The 24,565-nt window shown below is 70.2% G+C and carries 22 protein-coding genes; 11 read left to right on the top strand and 11 right to left on the bottom strand.

Annotated features, from left to right (window positions below; translation table 11 throughout):
* The first annotated feature begins 27 nt into the window (after window positions 1-27).
* The 3 genes from ETAA1_RS21760 to ETAA1_RS21750 all read left to right on the top strand — a co-directional run bounded on the left by ETAA1_RS21760 (window position 28) and on the right by ETAA1_RS21750 (window position 3,976).
* Window positions 28-1,371: a sensor histidine kinase gene (locus tag ETAA1_RS21760; RefSeq protein ID WP_145242221.1), complete on the top strand. Its 1,344-nt coding sequence runs from the start codon at window positions 28-30 to the stop codon at window positions 1,369-1,371.
* 162 nt (window positions 1,372-1,533) lie between these two features.
* On the top strand, window positions 1,534-3,405 hold the full coding sequence (gene htpG / locus ETAA1_RS21755; RefSeq protein WP_145242219.1) for a molecular chaperone HtpG: 1,872 nt from the start codon (window positions 1,534-1,536) through the stop codon (window positions 3,403-3,405).
* 271 nt (window positions 3,406-3,676) lie between these two features.
* A complete protein-coding gene (locus tag ETAA1_RS21750) occupies window positions 3,677-3,976 on the top strand; it encodes a hypothetical protein (RefSeq protein ID WP_145242217.1) in 300 nt (99 codons plus the stop codon).
* Between the two features lie 67 nt (window positions 3,977-4,043).
* Here ETAA1_RS21750 and ETAA1_RS21745 read toward each other — a convergent pair whose 3' ends face one another.
* Window positions 4,044-4,484, bottom strand: a complete 441-nt coding sequence (locus ETAA1_RS21745; RefSeq protein ID WP_202920319.1) for a GatB/YqeY domain-containing protein — start codon at window positions 4,482-4,484, stop codon at window positions 4,044-4,046.
* A gap of 105 nt (window positions 4,485-4,589) precedes the next feature.
* Window positions 4,590-4,994 (bottom strand): response regulator, encoded by a 405-nt coding sequence (locus tag ETAA1_RS21740; RefSeq protein WP_202920318.1) that lies wholly within the window; start codon window positions 4,992-4,994, stop codon window positions 4,590-4,592.
* Window positions 4,995-5,164: 170 nt separating this feature from the next.
* Here ETAA1_RS21740 and ETAA1_RS21735 point away from each other — a divergent pair, with 170 nt between their 5' ends.
* The 3 genes from ETAA1_RS21735 to ETAA1_RS21725 all read left to right on the top strand — a co-directional run bounded on the left by ETAA1_RS21735 (window position 5,165) and on the right by ETAA1_RS21725 (window position 8,425).
* Window positions 5,165-6,220 (top strand): agmatine deiminase family protein, encoded by a 1,056-nt coding sequence (locus ETAA1_RS21735; protein WP_145242211.1) that lies wholly within the window; start codon window positions 5,165-5,167, stop codon window positions 6,218-6,220.
* A 420-nt stretch (window positions 6,221-6,640) separates the two neighbouring features.
* Entirely contained in the window at window positions 6,641-7,330 is a 690-nt protein-coding gene (locus tag ETAA1_RS21730) for a hypothetical protein (RefSeq protein ID WP_145242209.1), read from the top strand.
* A 363-nt stretch (window positions 7,331-7,693) separates the two neighbouring features.
* On the top strand, window positions 7,694-8,425 hold the full coding sequence (locus tag ETAA1_RS21725; RefSeq protein ID WP_145242207.1) for a hypothetical protein: 732 nt from the start codon (window positions 7,694-7,696) through the stop codon (window positions 8,423-8,425).
* Window positions 8,426-8,551: 126 nt separating this feature from the next.
* On the opposite strand, the gene ETAA1_RS21720 is transcribed toward ETAA1_RS21725, so the two are convergent.
* The 7 genes from ETAA1_RS21720 to lpxK form a co-directional block, all read right to left on the bottom strand.
* Window positions 8,552-9,133 carry a DUF4149 domain-containing protein gene (locus ETAA1_RS21720; protein ID WP_145242205.1) on the bottom strand — a complete coding sequence of 194 codons (582 nt, stop codon included), beginning with the start codon at window positions 9,131-9,133 and terminating at the stop codon, window positions 8,552-8,554.
* Between the two features lie 177 nt (window positions 9,134-9,310).
* Entirely contained in the window at window positions 9,311-10,477 is a 1,167-nt protein-coding gene (locus ETAA1_RS21715; RefSeq protein WP_145242203.1) for a glycosyltransferase family 4 protein, read from the bottom strand.
* A complete protein-coding gene (locus ETAA1_RS21710) occupies window positions 10,477-11,397 on the bottom strand; it encodes a lipopolysaccharide kinase InaA family protein (protein WP_145242201.1) in 921 nt (306 codons plus the stop codon). The genes ETAA1_RS21715 and ETAA1_RS21710 overlap by 1 nt, the downstream gene beginning before the upstream one ends.
* On the bottom strand, window positions 11,397-12,716 hold the full coding sequence (locus ETAA1_RS21705; RefSeq protein WP_145242199.1) for a lipopolysaccharide kinase InaA family protein: 1,320 nt from the start codon (window positions 12,714-12,716) through the stop codon (window positions 11,397-11,399). The genes ETAA1_RS21710 and ETAA1_RS21705 overlap by 1 nt, the downstream gene beginning before the upstream one ends.
* The gene (gene waaF, locus ETAA1_RS21700) at window positions 12,706-13,776 is read right to left on the bottom strand and encodes a lipopolysaccharide heptosyltransferase II (protein ID WP_145242197.1); all 1,071 of its coding nucleotides are present in this window, start codon (window positions 13,774-13,776) and stop codon (window positions 12,706-12,708) included. The genes ETAA1_RS21705 and waaF overlap by 11 nt, the downstream gene beginning before the upstream one ends.
* Before the next feature lie 24 nt (window positions 13,777-13,800).
* The gene (gene rfaE2 / locus ETAA1_RS21695; protein ID WP_145242195.1) at window positions 13,801-15,279 is read right to left on the bottom strand and encodes a D-glycero-beta-D-manno-heptose 1-phosphate adenylyltransferase; all 1,479 of its coding nucleotides are present in this window, start codon (window positions 15,277-15,279) and stop codon (window positions 13,801-13,803) included.
* A gap of 33 nt (window positions 15,280-15,312) precedes the next feature.
* Window positions 15,313-16,365, bottom strand: coding sequence for a tetraacyldisaccharide 4'-kinase (gene lpxK / locus ETAA1_RS21690; protein WP_238389270.1), 1,053 nt, complete (start codon window positions 16,363-16,365; stop codon window positions 15,313-15,315).
* Between the two features lie 173 nt (window positions 16,366-16,538).
* Here lpxK and ETAA1_RS21685 point away from each other — a divergent pair, with 173 nt between their 5' ends.
* The 4 genes from ETAA1_RS21685 (at window position 16,539) to ETAA1_RS21670 (ending at window position 20,610) form a co-directional block, all read left to right on the top strand.
* A complete protein-coding gene (locus ETAA1_RS21685) occupies window positions 16,539-17,519 on the top strand; it encodes a DUF1559 domain-containing protein (protein WP_145242193.1) in 981 nt (326 codons plus the stop codon).
* Between the two features lie 87 nt (window positions 17,520-17,606).
* Complete coding sequence (locus tag ETAA1_RS21680; RefSeq protein ID WP_145242191.1) at window positions 17,607-18,080, top strand: hypothetical protein; 474 nt, start codon at window positions 17,607-17,609, stop codon at window positions 18,078-18,080.
* Window positions 18,081-18,171: 91 nt separating this feature from the next.
* Complete coding sequence (locus ETAA1_RS21675) at window positions 18,172-19,464, top strand: hypothetical protein (RefSeq protein ID WP_238389269.1); 1,293 nt, start codon at window positions 18,172-18,174, stop codon at window positions 19,462-19,464.
* Window positions 19,465-19,494: 30 nt separating this feature from the next.
* The gene (locus ETAA1_RS21670) at window positions 19,495-20,610 is read left to right on the top strand and encodes a hypothetical protein (RefSeq protein ID WP_145242189.1); all 1,116 of its coding nucleotides are present in this window, start codon (window positions 19,495-19,497) and stop codon (window positions 20,608-20,610) included.
* A gap of 302 nt (window positions 20,611-20,912) precedes the next feature.
* Here the strand turns inward: ETAA1_RS21670 and ETAA1_RS21665 are convergent, their stop codons facing one another.
* Together ETAA1_RS21665 and ETAA1_RS21660 are read right to left on the bottom strand one after the other, a co-directional pair.
* Window positions 20,913-21,560, bottom strand: coding sequence for a hypothetical protein (locus tag ETAA1_RS21665; RefSeq protein ID WP_145242187.1), 648 nt, complete (start codon window positions 21,558-21,560; stop codon window positions 20,913-20,915).
* A 92-nt stretch (window positions 21,561-21,652) separates the two neighbouring features.
* Complete coding sequence (locus ETAA1_RS21660) at window positions 21,653-21,955, bottom strand: hypothetical protein (protein WP_145242185.1); 303 nt, start codon at window positions 21,953-21,955, stop codon at window positions 21,653-21,655.
* A gap of 736 nt (window positions 21,956-22,691) precedes the next feature.
* Between ETAA1_RS21660 and ETAA1_RS21655 the strand changes: the two genes are divergently transcribed.
* Window positions 22,692-24,506 carry a hypothetical protein gene (locus ETAA1_RS21655; protein WP_145242183.1) on the top strand — a complete coding sequence of 605 codons (1,815 nt, stop codon included), beginning with the start codon at window positions 22,692-22,694 and terminating at the stop codon, window positions 24,504-24,506.
* Window positions 24,507-24,565 lie beyond the last annotated feature (59 nt).

The raw sequence follows: 24,565 nt of genomic DNA, 5'->3' as shown, positions 1-24,565 counted from the left end.
CCCCTGAGCCGAAGCCCACCATACCCCATGCGGCTGTCCCTCCGCTACCGTCTACTGCTGCCGCTGACGCTGCTCCTGGCCGGCGACGTGGCCGCGACCGCGTGGGCCGCCGCCGGCGCCGCCCGCGCCGCGGAACGCCAACTCGCGGCGCAGCTGTGGGCCGTCGCCACCACCGTCACCGAGCCGCCCGGCTACCCCCTCTCCGAGCGCGTGCTGCACCTGATGAAGGGCTTCAGCGGCGCCGAGTTCATCCTCGACCGGCCCGGCGCCGCACCCGTCGGCACGCTCGCCGACCCCGCCACGCCGCCCCCGGCCGACGTGCCTCCCGCGCCGCGCGACGAGGACGACCACCTCGGCCCGCCGGTCCTCGTCGGCGGCGTCGAGTACCGGTGCCTGCGGTTGCCACTGAGCCGCCGGCTGGCCGACCCCGGGCCGTCGCGCGGTGAGCTGTACATCCTGCTGCCCGAGGAGCGCCGCCGCACCGCCGTGCAGGCCGCCGCCCGGCCGCTGATCGTGCTCGGCGGTGCCGGCGGGCTCGTCGCCGTGGCGCTGGCGCTGGCGCTGGGAACGGGCCTCGTGCGCCGGTTGCACACCCTCGACGGCCACACCCGCCGCATCGCGGGCGGCGACTTCACGCCGGTGCCCGTGCCCGGCCCCGCCGACGAGGTCGCCGACCTGTACCGGGCAGTGAACGCGATGGCCGGGCAGCTCGCCGAGTACCGCGACGCCCTGGCCCGCGCCGAGCGGCTCCGCGTGCTGGGTCAGTTCGCCGGCGGCCTGGCGCACCAGCTCCGCAACGCGGCCGCGGGGGCGAAGCTGTCCATCGAGCTGTTCCTGACGGAGAACCCGGCCGCCGACCCGGAGCCGTTACGGGTGGCGCTGCGGCAACTGGCCCGCATCGAGGCGAACCTGCGGCAGTTCCTCACCGCCGGGAAGCCGCCGCCGTTCGACCCCCGCCCGTGCGACCTCGCGGAACTGCTGGCGCAGGCCGTCGAGCTGGCCCGCCCCCGCTGCCAGCACGCCGGCATCACGCTCCACTTCGACCCGCCGCCGCCGCACGCCTTCGCCGGCGACCCCGCGCAGCTCGCCCACCTGTTCGGCAACCTCATCGACAACGCCGCCGACGCCGCCGGGCCGGGCGGTGACGTGGCGGTGTCACTCGCCGCCGGCGTGGTCGTGGTGAGCGACAGCGGCGCGGGGCCGCCGGCGGACTTGGCGGCCAAACTGTTCGAGCCGTTCGTGACGGGCAAGCCCGAGGGGATCGGCCTGGGCCTGGCCGTGGCGAAGCGTGCCGCCGACGCCCACGGCGCGGCCCTGACGTGGGGCCGCGAGGGCGGCCGGACGGTGTTCCGAGTCGCGTTCCCGTCATAAGCTAACGACACAAACCCGAACCCGGAGATTGGCCACGAAAAGGCACAAAAAGACACAAAAAGTAAGACCGAGCCAAGACCGAGGTCAGGTTCTGTTCCGTCTTCCTTTTTTGTGCTTTTTTGTGCCTTCTCGTGGCCAATCTGTCTGAGGAGTACCACTCCCATGCCCGCCGAGACGCTGGAGTTCAAGGCCGAGCTCAAACAGCTCCTCCGCCTCATCACGCACTCGCTCTACTCCGACCGCGAGATCTTCCTCCGCGAACTGATCTCGAACGCCTCCGACGCGGTCAACAAGGTCCGCTTCGACGCCCTCGCCAACGCCGACAAGCTCGAAGGGAACACCGACTGGAAGATCAAGATCGCCCCCGACAAGGAGGCGAAGACGCTCACCATCTCGGACAACGGCATCGGTATGACCCGACAGGAGGTCATCGACCACCTCGGCACCGTCGCCCAGAGCGGCACCCGCGCCTTCCTCGAAGCCGCGAAGGCCAGCGCCCAGGGCGCCGGCCCCGGGCTCATCGGCCAGTTCGGCGTCGGCTTCTACTCCGCGTTCATGGTCGCCGACACGGTCACCGTCGTCACCCGCGGCCCGGGCACGCCGGCCGACGGCACGAAGTGGGTGTCCGACGGGCAGGGCGCCTTCACCGTGGAGGCGGTCGAGAAGCCGGGCCGCGGCACCGACGTGATCCTCCACCTGAAGGAGGACGCCGCCGAGTTCCTCGACCCGTGGAAGCTCCGCTCGCTGGTCCGCAAGTTCTCCGACTTCATCGAACACCCCGTCGTCATGGACGAGGTGACGGAGAAGGACGGCGAGAAGACCACGACCGAGGAGACGCTGAACAGCCGCAAGGCGGTCTGGCTGCGGAACAAGGCGGAGGTGAAGCCGGACGAGTACGCCGAGTTCTACAAGCAGATCAGCCACGACAGCGACCCGCCGCTGACGACGATCCACTACGCCGCCGAGGGAAACACCGAGTTCAAGGTGCTGTGCTTCGTGCCGGCCAAGAAGCCGTTCAGCTTCGACTGGGAGGAGCCGAAGGCCGGCCTGCGGCTGTACGTGCAGCGCGTCCTCATCATGGAACGCTGCGAGGAGGTGCTGCCGTTCTACCTGCGGTTCGTGAAGGGCGTGGTGGACTCGGCCGACCTGCCGCTCAACGTCAGCCGCGAGATTTTGCAGCAGAACCCGATCCTGACGACGATCCAGAAGAGCGTCGTGAAGAACGTGCTGGACGCCCTCGCCGGCATGAAAAACGTCGAGTTCGAGAAGTACCGCGAGTTCTACGCCGGGCTCGGGCCGGTGCTCAAGGAGGGGCTCACCCGCGACTTCATGAACCGCGAGAAGATCGCCGACCTGCTCCTGTTCGAGAGCGCCAACACGCCGGCCGGGCAACTGACCACGCTCGCCGAGTACGTCGAGAAGATGCCCGAGGGGCAGACGGACATCTTCTACCTCATCGGCGAGGACGTCGAGCCGCTGCGGCGGTCGCCGTACCTGGAGGCGTTCCGGGCGAAGGGGCAGGACGTGCTGCTGCTGTCCGACCCGATCGACGAGTTCGCCCTGCCGCAGCTCGGCGAGTACAAGGGGAAGAAACTCCACGCGGCCGACCGCGGCGCGGCCCCGACGGCGGACGACATCCCCGCCGACGTGAAAGAGCAGTTCGCGCCGCTGGTAGCCGCCTTCAAGGCGACGCTCCCCGAGACCGCCGACGTGCGGCTGACGAAGCGGCTGACGGAGAGCGCCGCGGTGCTCGTGGCCGAGGAGCACGGCACGAGCGCGCACATGGAGCGGCTCATGGAGCGGATGGGCCGCGGCGAGGGGAAGGGGAAGCGCGTCCTGGAGCTGAACCCCGACCACCCGGCGGTTCAGGCGGCACGGGAACTGCATTCCAAGTCCGCCGACGACCCGCGAGTCGCGGTCTACGCCCGGCTCTTCCACGAGCAGGCGGTCATCGCCGAGGGATCGAAGGTCGCCGACCCGACGGCGCTGGCGGCCCGGGTCAACGAGTTGATCGCCCGCGACGCGGCGCGGTAGAATAGGCTCAGCCGGACCGACGGAAACGACCCCCCCGGCTTCGTGCCGGGGGGACACAGCAAGTCATTTTCGCTTCCCTTTGTTCGCCCCGGCCGGCGCGGCCGTCCGATGCCAGTCGTGTCAGGAACGAGCCGCTCGGTTTCGCCCCGCCCTGAACCCAGTCGCCCGTCCGCCGATCGGGTGGAATTATTCCGGTTTTTCGGCGCACGCCCGGCGGGACGTGTTCTAGGGATTACAATCAGCACCGAGCGACCCCGAGAGGAAGGCCGACATGGCCATCACCGCACTGGTCTTCGCCGCCGCCGGCCTCACGGTCGCCGGCATCGTCGCCACCCGCTCCGGTGTTCACCCGGCGCTGGCGTCGCAAGACACGGTGGTCGGGCTGTCTGACGCCGCCAGCGATACCGTGGCCGACGACCGCTACGCGACCCGCCCGGCCGAGTGGCAGCTGACCTGCGTGGACGACCTGAGCGCGGCCGAAGACCTGCTCGACTGCCTGGAGGCCCACGGCTTCGCGGAGCGCGAGCTGGTGATGACCGGCAACGCCACTTTTGCCGTCCGCTGGCGGTAAGGTGAAACCCGCATCAACGCGAACGCCCGGGGTGATTCCCCCGGGCGTTCGCGTTTCGGGTGGTGCCTCAGGCGCGGGCCGCCGCCACCACCGCCTTCACGTCGTCCGGCGTGGTGACGGCCCCGGCCGCCTTCAGCGCCTTCATCGCCACGCCCATCGCCTGCCCGTCGTTCTTCGCCGCCCGCAGCTCGTCCCGCACCGCCTCCAGCGCCGCGGTGATCGCCGCCCGGTCCCACGCCTTGGGAAGCAACCCCTCCAGCAACGCCAGTTCCGTCTCCTGCGCCGCGGTGTCGCGGCCGGCCTTCTTGGCCAGCGGGATGGTCTCCTTCAGCCCGGCCACGCCCTTCTTGACGACGCCGAGCACGACCTCGTCCGACACCTCGGCCTTGCGGCGGAGGGCTTCCATCTGCGCCTCGCCGAGCACGGTCCGGAGGGTGTCGCGGGTCGCGGCGTCGCCGGCCTTCACGGCGGCGTTGACGCGGGCTTTCAGGTCGTCGTGCAGACTCACGGGCGGCTCCAGACAGCGGCTTCAACGTAGTAGGCACACTCCGTGTGCCGTCGCTGTGCCGGACAACGGCACACGGAGTGTGCCTACTACGTTGCCGACGCGGCGCTACACCGCTTCCGCGAATTGTACGACGGCCCGCGGCACCGGGCACAGCCGGCCGACCGCCGCCAGCAGGTCCGACGCCTGAAACGGCTTCGCCAGCACCTCGTCGGCCCCGGCCGCCCGCGCGAAGTCGAGGTGGGCGCCGGCCGCCAGCGCGCTCAGCATCACCACGGGCACCCGGTCGTCGGACAGCGCCTTGGCCAGCTCGGCGACGCGGACGCCGCAGCCGCCGGGCATCAGGAACTCGGCCACCAGCAGGTCGGGCAGCGCTTCGCGGAGCCGGCCCTCGGCCTCGGCGGCGGTGCGGGCGTGTTCGACCGCGTACCCCTGCCGGCGGAGCAGGGCCGACACGGTGCGGTAAACGGCGGGGTCGGACTCGGCCAGGAGAACGGTCGGACGGGCGGACACGTGGTGCCTCCGGTGCAACCTTCGCCCCGTGCGGGGGGCTCTTCCGTGAGCGTGGAACACACTCTAACACCCGGCCGGCCCGGCGCCAACCTTTCCCACGCCCCCGCCCTTCCCGGCGCCGTAAAACCTTCCCGGTCTGCGCCCACAGCATAATCCGAAACTCCGACGCCATGCCCGACACGCCGTTCCGAATGCCCGCCGAGTGGGAGCCGCACGCCGCCACCTGGCTGGCCTGGCCGCACCGCCGCTCCGACTGGCCCGGCCGGTTCAGCCCCATCCCGTGGGTGTACACCGAGATCGTGCGGGCCGTGAGCCGGCACGAGCCGGTGAACCTGGTGGTGCCCGGCCCCAAAACGCAGGCCCGCGCCGCGAAGCTGCTGGCGACCGTCGGCGTCGACCTCGGGCGGGTGCGGTTCTTCGTCCTCCCCACCGACCGCGGCTGGGTCCGCGACTCGGGGCCGATCTTCGTGGTAGACGACGCCGGCAACCGCGTGGCCCTCGACTGGCACTTCAACGCCTGGGCCAAGTACCCCGACTGGACGCGCGACGACAAGCTCCCCGCCTTCGCCGCCGCACAGCTGGGGCTTCCGACCCGCCAGCCGACGCACCGCGGCTGGCGGGTGGTGCTGGAGGGCGGCAGCATCGACGTGAACGGCCGCGGGCTGATGCTGACGACGGAGGAGTGCCTGCTGAGCAAGCAGCAGGAGCGGAACCCACCGTTCGACCGGTCGGACTACGAGGCGGTGTTCGCGGCGGAGTTGGGCGTGCGGAAGGTGCTGTGGCTGAACCGCGGCATCGCCGGCGACGACACCCACGGCCACGTGGACGACCTGGCCCGCTTCGTGACGCCGACGACGGTCGTGACCGTGGTGGAGGAGAACGAGGCGGACGACAACTACGCCCCGCTGCGGGAGAACCTGGACCGCCTGCGCGGCTTCACGGACGCGGACGGCGGCAAGCTGGAGGTGGTGGAGCTGCCGATGCCGGCATTGCGGGTGTACGACGGCATGCGCATCCCGGCGAGCTACGCGAACTTCTACATCGCGAACGGCGTGGTGATCGTGCCGACGTTCAACGACCCCGCCGACCGCCGGGCGCTGGGGGTGTTGTCGGAGCTGTTCTCGGGCCGCGAGGTGGTGGGCATCTCGTGCGTCGACCTGGTGTGGGGGCTGGGCACGCTCCACTGCATGACGCAGCAAGAACCGGCGGGCTCGGGGGCTTCGTAGGCCGAGTCTTCGGGGAGCGACGGCGGGGCGGTCGGCTTGCGAGTGGCACAACTTACCCACGACCCCGCCTCTGCCAGAGGCGCCCGGTCCGCCCACGACGACGCAGCAGATTGATCCGAGGGCGGAAAAAGAAGGCGATCAGGCCCAGCGGAGCGCAGGGGGATTGATCGCGGCGCATATAATTGGGGTGGACGGGGCGCAAGCCAAAGGGCAGAATTCCCGGCGCACCGGAGTCGATGCAGCCTGCACAATCGGAAAAGTCGTTGTGGTCGGCGCGGACTCCTGCGGTGTATTCTGCGCTAATTCCTTGCGGGTGACCGGCTCCGCCCCTACCTTGATCCCAATCCGATCAGCTACCCCAGACGAGCAGGACGCCCCGGGAGGGGTAGGGGTTGTCGTTCGTGAGGTCGAAAACGCAACATGGCTCACTGGCTGTACTTGCCGGACGACGCCGTAGAGGACCTGGCCATCCTCGCGAGGATGAGCGCGGACCAGATCGGGTCACTGCGAAAGCACTTCGATGACAACGAATATGCGCATAGGTCTAGCTACTATACGGCAGTGGCGGACCTCTTGGCGATTTCCGATGACGCCGCCGCAGGTCTCTGCTCGCTGATTAACTCGGTTCAGTCCCAGCGAACGCGACAGGGCCGTGAGGCCGAGTCCGTCCCGGGCGAGTTCCTTCAATTCCTGAAGCGACTCCCGAAAAACAAAGAGTCACAAGAAGAACTGGTGCGTATTGCCAACTTCATTACGGACAATAGATCGCTCATAGTCGAGCTATTTTCTGACTTTCCCAACCGGGACTATTCCGACAAGTTGCGGGGCTTGGAGACAGGTCCACTCCCTCACTTGCACAGTTTCCGCACTGTTTGCGATCTTCGTCCTGTTTACAACGCAGACGCTACGGATATCGTGACATATCTTCCTCTAGTCACGATGTGCATGACCATTCACAAGAGTATGTCGGATGACTTTGAGGAAGTCTCGGTGTTGCTGTCGGAGGACGACATTGACGACATCCGTGACGCGCTAGATCGACTTGATCAGAAGTTGTCGCTTTTGAAGCATCGCCATCAGTTGGACGCCCCGAAGAATGGGGAAGGGTGATCATGCCGGAACTCGACTGTCCCCCACGGAAGCGTGATGCGTGTTCAAGCCGTGGCGGGGAACTCTACAACGAGCGGGGCCGCGCCGCGAAATACCAGCGGCGCAAGTTCGCACGGCCCCTACAACGGTATTCGAGGGCTGAAAAGCCGGGTTCGCGTGGCGCAGTGAACGACCAGTCACGCCAAATTGTCCCACCGCTAGCGCGGGCAGGGCAGGTCGCTTTTATCGCCGACGCGGTAACGCTAGCGGCCCTTAGGGATGACGTTCCAGTGCCAGAGGAACGATCTCGCCGCCAGACTTCCGAAATCCTCGACCCCGACGCAGAGTTGCTGGTGTTCGAGGGCGAATAACTGGTAAGAACGAATGCTCAAAGACGCTTTAGCAGGGCGGCCTCTCGGTCAAGGGGACATCATCGCTGATGTCCCCTTCTTCGTCATCCCGAGGACGCTGCAACTCAAAATACAAGGGGAGCAGGGTCAGTCGAAGTGCCGCGCGGAAGACGCCGAGTCGTTTCGCAGGGCGAAGGAGAAGGCCGCAGGCAGACCAGTCGTTGCCGCAGATTTGCCAGTAGTCATCGAGCCCGGTGTGATCATTACGCAGGATTGCGACATCGAACACAAGTCTTACATGACTGTAGCAAGGATATTCAAACTCGAATCTGTCGTTGTCGATGCCCGGGATGCCGTGAAGTATGACGAGCCCTGTGTCTTGTGGGACGTAAAGCGGTCAATCACGGAAGGCACCGACCACGCCAGTTTCATCTATCTTGGTCGGCCCATCGGCGATGCGGCAGTTGTGGCGGACCTGCTCAAAGTTCAGTCCTTCGCAAAGGACCCCTGGGGAGCCTATTTCTTACAGAATCGCGTAAAGTGCTTGACGGACGATGGGGCCAAATATCTGCAAGGACGGCTGGCTACGTTCGTCGGTCGTTACGCTACCGAAGCCGGTTTCTGGTACGAAGCTGGGGATCAGGAATTGGCGACAAAGGTCAAGGGCGACAAGTACCTCATCGATAAGGCTTATGACTCGCTAAAGAGCAAGAGAACCGGGGCACCTATGCCGTCACCCCCACGGGCCGACCCTACAGCTTCCTGAACGGAATCACCATCCTCGCTTCTTCCACGGGCTCGTCCTGCCAGAACACCGGCTCGATCACGCGTCCCATGATCGACTGGTGAACCACGACAAATGTCGTGGCAATACAGGGCGACTTATACCGACCTAGAACGGACCCGAGCCCCCAACGGGTCGCTCGTCGGCCGGCAGCTTCGCCGCCATCGCTAGCCCCGCGCCTGCGAGTAGCACCGTCACGGTGCTCAGCCCCAGACTCCACAGGTGCCACGCCTTGAACGCCGCGTCCGCGGCCTCCGCCACCGCCCGGTCCGGGTCGAAGCGCTGCACCCGCAGCCGCGTGATCGCGTCCGACAGCGGCCACCCCGCGGACACGCACACCACCGCCCCGCCGATCACGACCACCCGCCAGCGGTGAACGCCGCCGAGCCGCCACCACGCCGCCGCCGTCGTCAGAGCGACCGCCCCGCAGACGAGTTGCCACAGGAAGTAGCGCGGGAACACCGGCCCCACCGCCGAGCCGGCCAGTGCGTTGGCCAGCGCCGCCTTGTCCTTCGCGTCCGCACCCGGCCGGCCGAGCGGCTGGAACGCCGTGCGGTCGGACGGGCCGGCCTCCACGACTTGCTTGAACGACTCGAAGATGGTCGGGGCGGTCACGAAGTTGAAGAACGCCGCCCCGCCGACCCACAGCCCGAGGGCGAGAACGTGCAACGACTTGAGTGCGGTCGGCATGGTCGGGCACCCCGCGCGGCGGTGAGACGGCGTCGCGGGTTGGTGTACGGCGGGCGGTGGTGCGCGGCGAATCGTCAGGCGGCGGCAAGACGAAGACGAACTTTTTTATGAGTCGGTGACATGTTTCCGGAGATCGACCCCCCTCGGCCGGAAACAAGGATTTCGGTCCGAAGGTGGTCAGGCCGCCCGCTTCAGCCGCCGAACCTCGGTGAACACGTCGAGCAGCGCCCGGTAGTGCTGCTCGAACGTCCAGCGGGTGCCGGCCGCCCGCGCCGCCGCGGACATCGGCGCCCGCCGGCCGTGGTCGAGCAGGCCGGCCATCGCCGCCCCCAGCGCCGGGGCGTCGTGCGGGTCGTCGATCACCACCCCGTCGGCGGCGGAGAGCAGCTCGGAGGCGCCGTTGTACCGCGTGGTGACGACCGGCAGCCCGCACGCCAGCGCCTCCAGGGCGACGAGCGAGCACGGGTCGTAGAAGGTCGGGTGAACGAGGAAGTCGGCGGCGAAGTACGCGTCCTTCGGGTCGCCGCGGTGGCCGAGGAAGCGCACGCGGTCGGCGACGCCGAGCCGCTCGGCGAGCCGGCGGTAGCGCTCGAACTTCGGGTGCCCCACGACGGCGAGCGCGAACGGCTTCGTACGCGGGACGTGCGGCAGTGAGCGGATCAGTGGCGCGAGCCCCTTCAGGCGGTAGTTCATCGCGACGAACAGGCCGACCGTGGTGTCGGGCGTGACGCCCCAGCTGTCGCGCTCGTGCTGCCGCCGCACGAGCCGGTCGTCGGCCGCGAACCGCAGCGGGTCGATGGCGCTGTGGACGACGCGGACCGCTTCCGGCGGCACGCCGTAGAACCGCTCGAAGTGCCCGCGCACCATGCGGCTGTTCACGACGACCAGCGGCTGCTTCGGGCTGAGGTATTGCTTCCGTTCGAGCCGCGCGAACGACCACGCGGCCGGGTCGAACCACTTGCCCACGGTGGCGACCGCGCGTTCGATCCCGGTGGCGAACTTGAGCTGGTTGTGGGCCGCGGACGCGGCGTGGAGCCCGCCCTGCGGGTAGAGCACGTCCTGGCCCCACGTCTTGTCGAAGCCGACGGTCACGTCGTGGTTCGCGCCGCGCAGTGCCGCCTCACACGCCTCCCCGAACCGCCACGGCCGCAGGAAGCGCGGGCCACTCGGCACGTCGAGGCGGTGGAAGTGCGTGCTGGGCGGGAGCGACGCGGCGTCCCACCGGCAGGCGTAGAGGTGGACGGCGTGGCCGTCGCGGGCCAGCCGGCGGGCGAGGTCGCCGAGGTACGTCTCGGCCCCGCCGCGGGCCGGCAACACGCTCTCGTAGCAGAGGGCGATGTCCATCACGCCGCGCTCCGGGGGGCCACCGACTGCCGCCGCCGGTGGTTGCGGCGGTACAGCTTCCACTTCCATGTCACGAACCGCCGCAGGAGTGAGCCGCCGCCGTACAGCTTCCAGAACCGCACCCGGTCCCGCGCCGTGACGCCGGCCACGTCCGACGAGTACAGCAGCTGGCCGAGGTCTTTGATGCGGAACCACAGCGCCCGCAGCGGGTGTCGGTCCAAGCGGTGCAGGTCGATCATGAACACGCGGCCGGGCCACCCCTCGGGCACGCGGCGGGTCAGATCCTCGGGCACGTAGAAGTGGCAGAAGTACAGGTCTTTGTGGAACCACTTCTGGTCGTGCAGCCGGCGAGACAGTCGAACCAGTTCCGCGGTCAGGCCGCACTTCCAGCGGGCGAACGCGGCCGCGTCGAGGCGCTCGGCGGCGAGCGGGACCGCCTCGTGGAGCGGCAGCATGCCGTACAACTCTTCGACGGCGAGGAACCCTTGCAAGCGGAAGCCCGGCCCGACGTACTGCCCCGCGGCGACGGCCCGCGGCACCGGGAAGCCGGCGTCGCGCGCCCACTTCAGCCGCTGCCACTCTTCGAGACCCGGCGACCACGCCCGGTTGGGGAACAGTGTCGCCAGCAGGCCGCGGACCCAGCCCAGGCGGTAGTGCCGCTTCAGGTACACGCCGAGCCGCGACCGGCCCTGCGTCAGGATCAGCCGGCCGATGCTGCGGCCCTGCTTCTCGTGGAGCCGGTCGGTGACCGGGTCCGTCATCACGCGGTCGGGCCAGTCGTCGCCGGCGAGGCGGTTCCAGTCGGGCTCGTGGCGGAGGAGGCGCGTGCCGTTACGGAGCCGGTGCCACAGCGACGAGACGGGGTCGCGGACGGTCGGCAGGAACCGTGCGGAGGCCGGGGTTCGCGTGGTCGGGTCCATCAGCCTCTCACGATCCGGACGTGCCGCACGCCGCCGACGGTGACGCGGCCGTCGGCGTCAACCCAGAACACGGGGCCGGCCGGTTCACAACTCGCGTCACGCAGTTGGGTCGTCAGCCGCTCGCACTGCCGGGTTACGGCTTCACGGCGCTCGGCGCTCGGGCTCGTGGCGAGCCAGTCGGCGAGCGGTTGACCGGCTGGCGGCTCGTACAGCGCGAACCAGTCGGCGGACGCGGGGCCGGTGAGGCGCTGGCCGAAGGCGAGGAGCCGCGGCGCGGGCAGCCCGTACCGCTCCAGGTGGAACAGGACGCGGCCGAGGGTCGCACCCGGCGATCGCCAGGGCCTTCCGCGCAGCCAAGCCCGAAAGCGGGCCGCCGGCGAAAACGACGTTCCGGTGACGAGTTCGGCGGGGCGGCCGTCCGGGAGCGTGACACGCCGAATGCCCGCGTCGTCGCCGTAGAACGGGGCACACACTGCGGGGCGGGGCCACGTCTCGGCGACGGCGGGGACGGCGCACACCGCCTCACCCGCGAGCCAGACGAGCCGCTGGCCAACGGCGGTGACAACGGGTTGTCGTTGGTCGCGGATCGAGCGGCGCTGCCGGGCAGTAGTGGCGAGTCGTTCGACGGCGCGGGCGTCGATCGGCAGATTGGCCGCTCGGGAGTACGCCCGCAGGAACCGAAGGCGCTCCCGTGGTGTCGCCAGATAATCGGCGAGCGAGGCGTGCAGTGCCGCAATCGCTCGCAGCCGAGCCCCAACAGCTACAGCCGGCCCGCGGTGGGCAGATTGCCAGTCGATCAGGGTGACTTCCTCACCGATGAACACGTGCTTCGCCGTCAGGTCAGGGGTGTCGAACCCCGCGTCGTGGAGGGCGGCGACCGCGCGGCCGAGCCCGCCTGCATCTGGGTGAAGTGCCTGCCGCAGCTCGACCGCGTCGCTCAATTCTTCGACAAGGAGAAACGCCCGCCCGCGGCCGTCCTCGCCGTGGGCCACCCAGCGCGGCGCCGGCAGACCCGCGGCCGCGAGTTGCTTCAGCAGCTCCGCCTCCCGCCCGCAGCGCGACCGCCAGCCGAAGCCGGCCCGCCACTGCCGGAAGCGTTCCTTCCACGTCACGCGGTGCTGCCGCTTCAGGTACAGCGGCCGCTCCCAGCCCGGCAGCTCGACGCGCACGACGTGCCGGTCCGGGTGGCCGCTCACCACCTCGCCGGGCAACTCCAGCAGCTCGGTCGCGGTGGCAGCTTCGAGCCGGTCGGCGAAGTCGGGATGCACCTCGACCCAGCCGGCGGCGCGGGCCGGGGCTTCGAGCACGCTAGGCGGCACGGCGCACCTCCGCGCTCAGCGGCAGTGGGAATCGACCCAGCAACCCGGCCGCGGCGGCGAACACCGCGTCCGGTGTGATGCCCGTCATGCAGCGGTGGTCGAGGTGGCAGACGCGCTGCTGACACGGCCCGCACGGCACCTTCAGCCGCAAGTTGACCGCTTTCGGGAAGTACGTCTCCGTCCACTCCAGGTGCGTCGGGCCGAAGATCGTCACCACCGGCCGGTCGAACGCGGCAGCGAAGTGCCGCGGGCCGCTGTCCGTCGTCACCAGCAGGTCGGAGCGGCGAACGACGGCCTTCGTCAGGCCCAGTGACAGGGGATTGTCAGCGAGCGAGTAGACGTGCGGGCTGCGGCTCGTCTCGGCGATGCGGCGGGCCAGCTCGCGCTCGGCCGGGCCGCACAGCACCAGCACGCCGGCGCCGGTGCGCTGCACCAGCATCCGGGCCAGGGCGGCGAACGAGTCGCCGGGCCAGAACTTCGCCGCGCCGAACGCCGCCCCGGGGTTCAAGAGCGCCACGCGGCCGTACCGCCCGAGGCCGAACTGCTTCCACACCGCGTCCGCGGTGGCCTCGTCGGCGGGGGTCGTGAACAGCTCCATGCGGTGGCCGGGGTCGGCCGACCCGAGCGCCACGGCGAGGCGGTTGTAGTCGTCGATGATCGGCGTCGGCACGAACCGGCCGCGCTCCGTCGTCGCGTCGAGTTTCGGCGGACTGAGGAGGAAGCCGCGGCCGTAGCGGCTGAAGCCGACGACGCGGCCGCAGCCGCCGAGCCGGGCGAGGAGTGCCGCGCGGAAGGAGTTCGGGAACAACAGCGCGGCGTCGATTCGTTCGGACCGGAGTCGGCGGGCGACGGCCCAGAAGCGTTGGTCGCGTGGCCCCGACTTGTCGAAGCGGATCACGTCGCGGAACCACGGCGCGCCGGCGACCACGTCGGCGACGTAGGGCTTGCACACCGCCAGCAACTCGGCGGCGGGGTAGGCCGCGCGCACGGCGCGGATCGCCGGCGTGGCCATCACCACGTCGCCGACCCAGTTCGGCAGGAACAGTGCGATCCGGTTCATCCGTGAACCCGTGAGCCAACTTCGTTACGCGGCCCGCATCCGGTCGATGATCGTCGTCGTGGACACGCCCGGCCGCAACCCCGCGAGGTGGACGCGGCCGCCGGCCGCCTCCACCACGTCGGCGCCGACCACCTCGTCCTTGCGGTAGTCGGCCCCCTTCACCAGCACGTCCGGCCGCACGGCACGAATCAGCGCGAGCGGCGTCGCCTCGGCGAACACGCACACGTAGTCCACGTCCTGCAACCCGGCCAACACCAGGGCGCGGGCGTCGGCGGCGTTCACCGGGCGCGTCGGCCCCTTCAGGTGTCGGACGCTGGCGTCGCTGTTAAGTCCGACGACCAGGCAGTCGGCCTGCGCCCGGGCCTCGTGCAGGTACTGGACGTGGCCGGCGTGCAGCACGTCGAAGCAGCCGTTGGTGAAGGCGACTCGCTGGCCGGCTTGCCGCCGGCGGTCCAGCTCGGTGAGTAGCTGCGGTAGCGGCAACGACTTGCCGGCGCCGGGCGCCCGCTCCGCGGTGCGGAACAGGTCGGCGAGTATCTCCTCGCGGCTGACCGTGGCAACGCCGATCTTCTCGACTTCCAGGCCGCCCGCGACGTTCGCCAGGCGGATGGCCGGGTCGTAGTCGGCGCCGGCGGCGAGGGCCAAGCCCAGTGTCGCCATCACCATGTCGCCGGCGCCGGTGATGTCGTACACCTGCCGCGGCCGGGTTGGGAACACGACGGAACGCCCGTCGCCGTGGGCCAGGGCCATGCCGTCCTTGTCCAGTGTGACGATGCCGGCTTCGAGGCCGAGCCGGTCGCGCAGGTCGGCCGCGGCCCGCAGCGCGTCGGCGTGAGTTTCGATCGTTCGGCCGACGGCGAGGCCGGCTTCGAGGCGGTTCGGCGTCATCGAGGCACAACCGCGGTACTTGGCGTAGTCGCCGCCGCGGGTCGGGTCGGCGATCACCCGCACCCCGCGGGCCTTCGCGGCGGCGATCAGATTCTGGAGCAGGCCGGGGGTGCAGACGCCCTTGTCGTAGTCGCTCACGAGCACGATGTCGGTGGCCCGCAGTTTCGCCTCCAGCACCGCGGCCAGGTCACGCTCCACGGCGGCGTCGAGGGCCGAGCGATCCTCATAGTCCACGCGGATCATCTGCTGCGGGTGCTTGGCCTGGGCGCGGCCGATGTAGCGCTCCTTCACCGTCGTCGGCCGGTTCGCGTCGGTGCGAACGCCGTCCGCGTCGATCCCCAGGTCGGAGAGCATCTGCCGCGAACGGAGGCCGTCCGCGTCCGGGCCGACGACGCCGACCAGACTCGTCTCGGCGCCGAGCGCGGCGAGCATGGTGGCGACGCTGCTGGCGCCGCCGAGGCGTTCCTCGCGGCGGTCGGCGCGCAGCAGGATCACCGGCGCTTCCTGGCTGATGCGCTCGGCGTTGCCCCAGACGTAGCGGTCGAGCATCACGTCGCCGACCACCAGCACGCGCGGGCGGCCGAGCCGGTGGACCAGGTCGATAAGGTCGGTCATCTCGCACACCACATGGGCGGTGGAACAGCCGACTTACTCCGGCCGCTCGCCGGTTACGACGCGCGCGAGAGCCGCCTCGAAAGCGTCCCGGCCGTCGCGGACCGCGAGGCCGACGCGCACCGCCCGCAGCGGTCGGCCGGCCAACTCGGGCAGCCGCAGCTTCACCCAGTCCTTCTGCGTCGTCGCCACCAGGGCGTCCGGGGGCAGCCGCGCCGCCCACGCCCGCAGGTCGTCCACGTCGGCCCGGGTGTACGGGTGGTGGTCCGGGTAGGCCCGGAAGTCCGCCACCGTTGCGCCGAGCGATTCGAGCGTGCGGCGGAAGGCGGGCGGACTGCCGATCCCGGCGAACCCGGCCACCACCTTCCCGCGCAGGCTCTCGACCGGTTCGGGTACGTCGCCTCCCAGCAGTTCAATCGGCCGGTGCTCGCTCGTCGCCACAGTCAGGTGCGGGAAGCGTGTCGTCAGCCGGGTGCGGGTGGCGTCCGCGTCGGGCGCCTGGTCGCAGCGCGTCAGCAGCACCACCGCCGCACGCTTCAAGTTCGCCTCGGGCTCACGCAGGGTGCCGCGCGGGAACATCCGGTCGCGGTGCGGCGGCAGCGTGGCGTCGATCAGCACGACGTCAAGGTCGCGGTGCAGGCGGCGGTGCTGGAAGCCGTCGTCGAGCACCAGCACCTCGCTCTCCAGTTCCTCGACCGCCCGCAGAGCCGCCGCGGCCCGGTCGGCGTCTTGCAGGTGCGGCACGTCCGGCAGGTTCTCTTCGAGAACAAGTGCCTCGTCGTTCGGCCCCGCGGCCGCGCCGTAGCCGCGGCTCAGGATCGCCGCCTGCAACCCGATGTCGCGGTAGAACCCGGCCACGTACTCGACGCACGGCGTCTTCCCGGTACCGCCGAGCGTCAGGTTGCCGACGCTCACGACCGGCACGCCGGCGCGAACGACGGGTCGGCGGCCGCGGTCGTAGCCGCGGTTCCGCCACCACACGCCGAGGCGGTACGGGCCGCTCGCCGCCCACAGCCCGAGCCGGGCCGCCGCCGCCAGCGGCCCGCTCCGGTCGCCGCGGACGATGGCGTGGAACGTCTCCGGCCGCACGGCGCCCTCCGGGTGGGGCGGGACTGTAGCCGGTCCGCGGGAGGCGTGTCAACCGCGGCCGGGGGCCGTAAAAAAATGATGAAAATGGGCTCTCCTCTCGGAGGACCGTGGGTTAGAATTTCCTCCTGGTCTCCGTTCTCGTTCCGACTCGTCTCCCATCTCCGAGGTTCTGGATGCGCTCTCCAACATTCCGCCGACGTGCGTTTACGCTTATCGAGTTGCTGGTCGTCATCGCCATCATCGCCATCCTGATCGGGCTCCTCCTGCCGGCCGTCCAGAAGGTCCGCGAGGCCGCGGCCCGCGCCAAGTGCGCGAACAACCTCAAGCAACACGCGCTCGCCCTACACGGGTACCACGACGCGAACAACCAGTTACCGCCCGGTGCCCAAGAAGACGTGTTGCCCGTACCGAACCCGGCCGGCAACACGGCGTTCATCCGGGGCACCAGCTGGATGGTGTTCAACCTCCCCTACATGGAACAGAACGCGCTCTACACCCGGTACAACTTCGCCCTCGCGTACAACAACCCGGTGAACGCCGCGGTCGGGGCGAACGTCGTCCCGACGCACTACTGCCCGTCCGGCCCGCCGCCGTCGCAGTTCCTCGACCCGAACACGAACCTGACCACGAACCCGTCCACCCACTACTACGGGGTCATGGGGCCGGCCGGGGCCTCGAACCCGACCGCCAACGTGGTGAACGGATCGACCTTCAGCTACACCGTCGGAAACGTAGGCGCCAACGGGGCGTGGTCGGCCCACGGCATGCTGAGTCAGGTCCGGCAGAGCGCCGGCAGCGTGAGTACGAACCGGATCGTCCGGCTCACGGACGTGAGGGACGGCACCTCGAACACAATCATGGTCGGAGAGATCTCGGTCATCCCGCTGAATAACGTCAACCAGTACCGCTCCTGGATCCGCGGGAACAACGGCGGGGCGGGGGCCGCGAAGTGCGTCTCGTTCCCGCCCAACTCGACGACGTACAACGGGAGCAACAACTTCAACGAACTCAGCTTCGGCAGCAACCACACCGGCGGGTGCAACGTCGCCCTCGGCGACGGCACCGTCCGATTCCTGCGAAACTCGATCGACCTCGCCATCTACAAGGCGTCCGCGAGTATGAACTCCGGCGAGGTCGCCTCGCTCGACCAGTGACCCGCCCCCCGGACCCCGCCCGGTCCCGGCCGGGCGTGGTCCTTCGTTCCTACCCCTCCCACTCCGGCCCCGCCGGGGAGCAACAGCATGACCACGGTCGTCCGCACGCGACTCTTCCCCAGCCTCCCCGCGCTGGCCCTGGCCGTGCTCGTCGTCGGCTGCGGTGACGGGAAGGGCTACCGTCTCCAGGGGAAAGTCACGTTCAAGGGGCAACCGGTCGCGGCCGGCAGAATCTACTTCAGCCCCGACGGGTCCAAGGGGAATTCCGGCGCGTCCGGGTTCGCCGACATCAAGGCCGGGGTGTACGACACGTCCGCGTCCGGCGGGCGCGGCTTCGGCGGCGGCCCCGCCATCATCGCCATTGAGGGCTACGACCCGAGCGCCGCGGGCGGCAAGGACAAGGGCGACACGTCCGGCGAGGTCACCATCAAGGCGCTGTTCCCCCGCTACGAATTCACCGTGGACCTGGCGAAGGAAAGCCAGACGAAGGACTTCGACGTGCCCGCCGAGGCCGCGACCCGGCAGCCGAACAAGAAGGAGACCGGCGAGGTCGTCCCGTAACCGATCCAGCACCTTGACCGGCCCGGCGGCGCGGGTATGATGTAATCGGACAAACGTGTCCGATTTTCGCCCCGCCGCCGGAACCCGCCTCGTGACCACCTCCCACCTCCTCGCCGCCGCCGCCGTCGTGGCCTCGCTCGCCGCGCCGGCCGCCGCGACCGACCTGAACCAGCCGCCGATCAACTACGAGACGGCCACGCCGGACAACGTCGTCACGCGCGTGCAAAAAGACGTCGCCGCTGGCCGCGTCACGCTCACCCGCGACGACGAGCAGGGCTACCTCCGGTCCGTACTCAAGGCGTTCGGTGTCCCCGAGTCGTCGCAACTGTTCGTCTTCTCGCGGACCAGCCTGCAGCGGTCGCGTATCGGGCCGCGTACCCCGCGCGCGCTCTACTTCAACGACGACGTCTACGTCGGCTACTGCCAGCGCGGCGACGTGCTGGAGGTGTCCGTCGCCGACCCGGTGCTCGGCACCAGCTTCTACACGCTGGACCAGGAGCCGGCCGACCGGCCGCGGTTCAACCGGCACACGGAGCAGTGTCTGATCTGCCACGCCTCGTCCGCCAACCGCGGCTTCCCCGGCCACCTGCTGCGGTCCGTTCACCCGGACCGCACCGGCGAGCCGATGCTCGGCTCCGGCAGCTACCGCACCGACGACACGAGCCCGTTCGATCAGCGGTGGGGCGGGTGGTACGTCACCGGCCGGCACCCGTTCGAGCACATGGGCAACCGCACCCACCGCGGCCGGTACGACGACGAGCGGGAGGAGCCGGCGAGCCAGAACGTCACCGACCTGCGGCGGTTCTTCACGACCGGCGCCTACCCGACGCCGCACAGCGACGTGGTGGCCCTCATGGTGCTCGGCCACCAGGCCGCCGTCCACAACCGCATCGCGCGGGCGACGCTGGAGACGCGGGCGGCACTGTACTACCAGGACGAGTTGAACCGCGCCCTCAAGGAGCCGCCGGGCACGCGCTACGACTCGGTGAAGGGCCGGATCGCCTCGGCCGGCGACGACCTCGTGAAGGCGCTGCTGTTCAGCGGCGAGGCCAAGCTGACCGGCCCGGTGGAGGGGACGACGACGTTCGCCCGCGACTTCGCCGCCCGCGGCCCGGTCGACGCGGCCGGCCGGTCGCTCCGCCAGTTCGACCTGAAGACGCGACTGTTCCGCCACCCGTGCAGCTACCTGATCTATACCGAGTCGTTCGACCGCATGCCGGACCCCATGCGCGAGTACGTCGTGAAGAAGCTGTACGACGTGCTCACCGGGGCGAACCAGGAGCCGGCGTTCGCACACCTGTCGGCGGCGGACCGGGCCGCGGTGCTCGGCATCCTCCGGGCGACGAAGCCGAACCTGCCCGCGTACTGGCGCTCCGGGCTATAACACCCGCACCCCTCCGCCCGGGTGCCCGCCGTGCGCCTGCTGCTCGTCCGCTCCGTCGTCGCGGCCGGCCTCGCCGCGGGGCTGCTGCTGTCGCCGAACCTCTGGCAGTCGGCCCGCGCCTACCCTACCGTCCCCGTCTGGGACGCGCTCCCCGACATCCCTCCCGCCGGCGGGCGCGTCGCCTTCGGCGTACTGCTCGCGCTGCTGGCACTCGTCGTTGCGCTCCCGCGGCGGCGCTGGCCGGTGCTGGCGTTCGTCGCGGTCGCCGGGCTCTGGAGCCTGTGGGACCAGACGCGCTGGCAGCCGTGGTTCCTCCAGTACCTCGCGTTTCTGCTGGCCGTTGGTGCCGCGCGCGACGGCGCGCTCGACGCCTGCCGCCTCGTGCTGGCCGCAACGTACTTCTGGAGCGGCCTCCAGAAGGTGAACGTGTCGTTCGTCACCGACATCTACCCGTGGATGATCGCGCCGGTGCAGCGGCACCTGCCGGAAGGGGTGGCCGCCTGGCTGGAAGGGCAGGGGTATCTCGTCGCGGCCGGCGAGTCTGGCCTCGGCCTGCTGCTGCTGGTGCCGCGGTTGCGGCTCGTGGCCGTGCCGATGGTCGTGGTCATGCACCTGGGGCTGCTGTTCTGCCTGGGGCCGACCGGGCACAACTGGAACACCGTCGTCTGGCCGTGGAATGCCACCCTGGCGGCGCTCGTTGTCGTGCTGTTCGCGCGGTCGCCGGACGTGGCGGCTCGGCGAATACTGTGGCCGGCGTCGCGGGTCGGCCGCGGGCTGCTCGTGCTGTTCGGGGTGATGCCGGCGTTCAGCTTCGTCGGGTGGTGGGACGCGTACCCGGCGATGTCGCTGTACTCCGGGACGACGCCGTGGGCGCGGATCACGCTCGACGAGACGGCGGGCGAGACGCTGCCGGCCGAAGTGCGGGCGCGGTTCGTGACCGACGGCGAACTCGACCTGCAAGCGTGGGCGATCGACGAACTGAACGTACCCGGCTACCCGGCGCGGCGGGTGTTCCGCGGCATCGCCCGGCGGCTCGGCGGGCCGAACCACGTACGGCTCGTGACGTACGACCGGCCCGACTGGCGGACGGGTGTGCGGCCGGAGATCGAGGAGGAGTTGGAACGCCGGCGGACGTCAGACGAGTAGCCAGCGCGGCAGCGGCGTAGTCGTGGCTGCCGACACGGGCACGCTCTCCGGCCAACGGACCTGCTGTTTTGACCGACGAAACGGCCCGCCATGGTGGCGATCCGAGACGGGACACCTCGGCCGGGCAGGTTGTTGCGCCGAATCGGCGACACCGGACAACCGTCGTCGCTGCTTGTGCCCGGATGGGCGGTTGGAATCGTCGCCGCGGCCGCACTGGCGGGGCCAGTCTAAGGTGGACGCGGCGGCGGTGATCCGTGCGTGCCGACCGTTCCTCCGGCGGCGGGCGGCTCGCCTCGCTCACGTCACTCCCGTACCTCGGTCCCCGACACGACCAACAGCCGCGACCGCGCGCCCGGCCCGAGCGGCACCTCGCGCTCCGACTCGAACGTCTTCCCGTTCGCGGTCCACCGGCCGCGGACGCGGAACGTGACCGTCTCGCCACGCTTCAGGTCGCGCGACGTGAACGTCCACGTCGTGTCGGCGTCACCCGGCACCTCGACGCCGTCCAGCCACACCTTCGCCGGCGCGGGATACTCGAGCACCAGCGTCGCCGGCAGAATCCCGCTTACCAACGCCGCCCCGGATGGCTCAGCCGGCACGACCGTGGCGCCACCTCCGATCACGATCGGAGGTGGCGCCGTGTAGTACGGCGTGAACGGGTATCCGCCGCCGTAGTAGACGCCGCCGTACCCGTAGCCGTAGCCACTCCGGAAGCCGCCGCCAATGCCGTAGGGCGTTCCGACCCCCACGCCCAACCCGAAGCCGGTCGAACGCGGCGGCGGGGGCGCTTGAATCATGCGGAACCCGCCGCCGGCGGGCGGGCCGAGGTTGCCTCGCATCGCCGGCCCGCTGCGGTAGCCCGGACCCGGACTGAGCCCGCCGCGAAACTGGGCGCCGGCGGGTGTCGTGGTGGCGATGACAGCCAGTGAGCCGAGGAGCAGGTGGCGCATGGGACGGCCCCGAGGTGCGGGGGTGCGGCCCAGTCCGTGGGAACAGCGCTACCCGCGTTGGGAAGGCCGCTTCCCTTGCGACCCGGGGAGACTCAGTTGCCGCTGAAGCGGGGTGCCGCCACGCGACTGCGGCCGAGTGGGTTCGACAGGAACTTACGGTGGCACGGCACGCACAGGTCGAAGGCGCTCTTGCGGGTCGTCGTCGGCACGTCCTCGCCCGCGTCTTCCGCCTCTCGGAGGAGTTGGGCCACCTCCTCCACCACGTCCGTCTCGGCGAAGTCGTCCGCCGCATCGACTTCGTCCGGGGCGGGGTAGCTCTCCAACTTCAGGACCATCCGGGGGCCGGTCGCGGCGGTGATGCCCTTGCCGCACAGGTCGCAAGAGAAGTGGCGCATGGTGGTCGTGATCCTCGGCGATCCCAATCCGCGGGCGCGAAACCCGCTCCTTCCATTCGTCGCCGTTTGGGGCCGGCCTGTCAAGCGGAAACCCGCTTCCCGCGGCACGACCCGCACCGCCCGAACGGGTCGAGGAACTATCCCGCGGCGGTCTGGGCAGTTTGGCACGGGGCGTGCTTTCATATCGGTCGTCAACGACCACAACCCGGCGGCGAGCGATCAGGACCGGACCTGCGGTGTTGACGCGCATCCGACCGACTTCCCCCCGACGACCCGGGAGCGCCCCCGAGTCGGCCACACCCCCGAGCCCTTCAACCTGACTTGTCACGAACGGCCGGCGGCTCCGACGAGCCAGCCGGCCCGTCTCTTTTTGGGGTTGAGGGTTGGAGGTCGTGGGTGGGTTGTCGGGGTCGCAGCGGTTACGAATTCCGACCGCCGCCGCTCGATTCGGTCACGCCGAATGTGCCGACGGCACCGCTGCCCGGCGCCGGTCCTAACCTCCCAATTGCAACCACCCACCCGCAACTCACACCCGCCACAACCGCCCCCGGCGGCAACCCCGCGACAACACGAAAGCCGGTCGCGCCGATCCGCCCGGATGCGGCGTCGCCGCGTCATCCGCCGGGAAGTCCGGTTCCGATACGAGAGCCGAACGGACCACCGGCCCGGGCGCATCCGCCGCCCGCGCCTCCCGCAGGACGCGGGGGCGGCCGTCGGTCCGCAGGAGGCAGTACCGATGACTCTCAGCCGATGGGGCCGGGCCGTCGCCCTCGGCGGCCTGCTCGTAGGCTTGGCCGCCGCCCGCGCGGCCGACCCGCCGAGCACCCTCCCCGACATTCCCAAGGCGACCGCCATCCCCGTCGCCCCGCCCGCGGCGGCGAGCGGCGCCGCCCGCCCGGCCACCCGGCCGGTGCAGGAGACCGTGTACCGGAAGGTGACCGAGCAGGTGACGCGCCCGGTCGAGACGGTGGTGATGAAGGAGGTCCGCGAGATCGTCACCCGCAAGGTGCCCGAGACGGTGAACACCACCGTCACCGAGACGGTGATGAAGCCGGTGACGGAAACCGTGCTGCGCGAGGTCCGCACCACGCACTGCAAGACCGTCGAGGAGACGCACTACCGCGAGTGCCCCGTCACGGTGTGCCGCACCACGACGGAGCCGTTCTGCAAGACCGAGTACTTCCAGGTGTGCAAGCCGGTCTGCGAGACGGTCCTGAAGGACTGCGCGACGACGACGCAGTGCCCCGTCCGCGAGACGCACTATAAGGACTGCGTGCAGGTGGTGTGCAAGCAGGTGCCCGAGACGTGCTACCGCGAGGTCCGCAAGACGACCTGCCAGGACGTCTGCGAGCAGGTCACGAAGACCGTGTGCAAGACGGTCTGCGAGCCGGTCGCCGGCACCCGGGCCGTCTGCAAGTCGGTGCCCGAGACGGTGTGCGAGTCGGTCGTGGTGAAGGGGAAGCTGCGGCGCCAGACGGTGCCCGTGTACGAGTGCGCGTTCGACCCGTGCGCGTGCGGCACCGTGCAGAAGCAGACGGGCACGAAGACGGTGTGGGTCCGCGACTGCGACCGCGTCGAGACCCGGCAGGTGACGCGCCACCGCACCGTCGTCGAGCAGGTGCCGGTGACCACGTACCAGCGCCGCACCGTCAGCGAGAAGGTGACCGAGACCGTCCACAAGAAGGTGCCGGTGACGACGGTCGAGAAGGTGCCGGTGACGGTACTGCGGACCGTGCGCGAGGAGGTGACGGTGAAGGTACCGCACACGGTGACCAAGATGGTCCCCGTCACCGAGGTGAAGAAGGTGCCCGAGACGGTGCGGCGGAACGCGCTCGGCGCCTACGCCGACGCCGCCTCGCTGGCCGGCGACGCGGCCGCGGCCGCCAAGGGCGGGGCCAAGGTGGTCGGCGGCGGCGACGCCGCCCTCGCCCCCGGCGCCGTCACCCACGACACCGACGGCCCCGGCCGCGTGTTCGTCGAGGGCGCCCGCGTTGCCAAGTCGGTGACGTACCACGTCACCCGGGTCCACCCGGTCACCGAAGTGCGGCGCGTGCCGTACACGGTGACGCGCCAGGTGCCGGTCGAGGACGTGAAGCACGTCCCGACGAAGGTGACGCGGATGGTGCCGACCGAGGTGACGAAGTGCGTGCCGGTGACGACGTGCAAGACGGTGACGGAGGAGGTGGTCCGCCGCGTCCCGGAGCGGGTCACGGTGATGAAGACGGAGTGCGTGACGAAGTGCGTGCCGGTGGTGGTGACGCGCGACGTGCCGTGCGAGGTGCGGGTGCCGTGCGGGCCGGTGTGTGGCTCGGCGTCCGCGTGCGGCCCGCGCGCGACGAAGGCGGCTGCCTGCGGGTGCGGCCCGTGCCTGACGAAGGCCGCGGCCTGCGGGTGCGCCCCGTGCGCGTGCTCGGTCGGCTGCGGCATGCGGTGCGTGCTGGGCGATTCGAACGGCAACGGCACCCTGCGGGACTTCTTCAAGCGGGTGTGCGGCCAGCGGCTGGCGTGCGACCCGTGCCCGCCGCCGGCGTGCCCGAGCCCGTGCAAGTAACGCACGGCGAGCGGCCCGCGTGAGCGGGCTGTTCCGTAGGCGTTACAAGCGCCTCGGAA

The organism is Urbifossiella limnaea, from assembly GCF_007747215.1.
In the GTDB taxonomy this organism is placed as follows: domain Bacteria; phylum Planctomycetota; class Planctomycetia; order Gemmatales; family Gemmataceae; genus Urbifossiella; species Urbifossiella limnaea.
The sequence above is the reverse complement of the archived record's forward strand: the minus strand, read 5'-3'. Positions and strand labels throughout refer to the sequence as shown.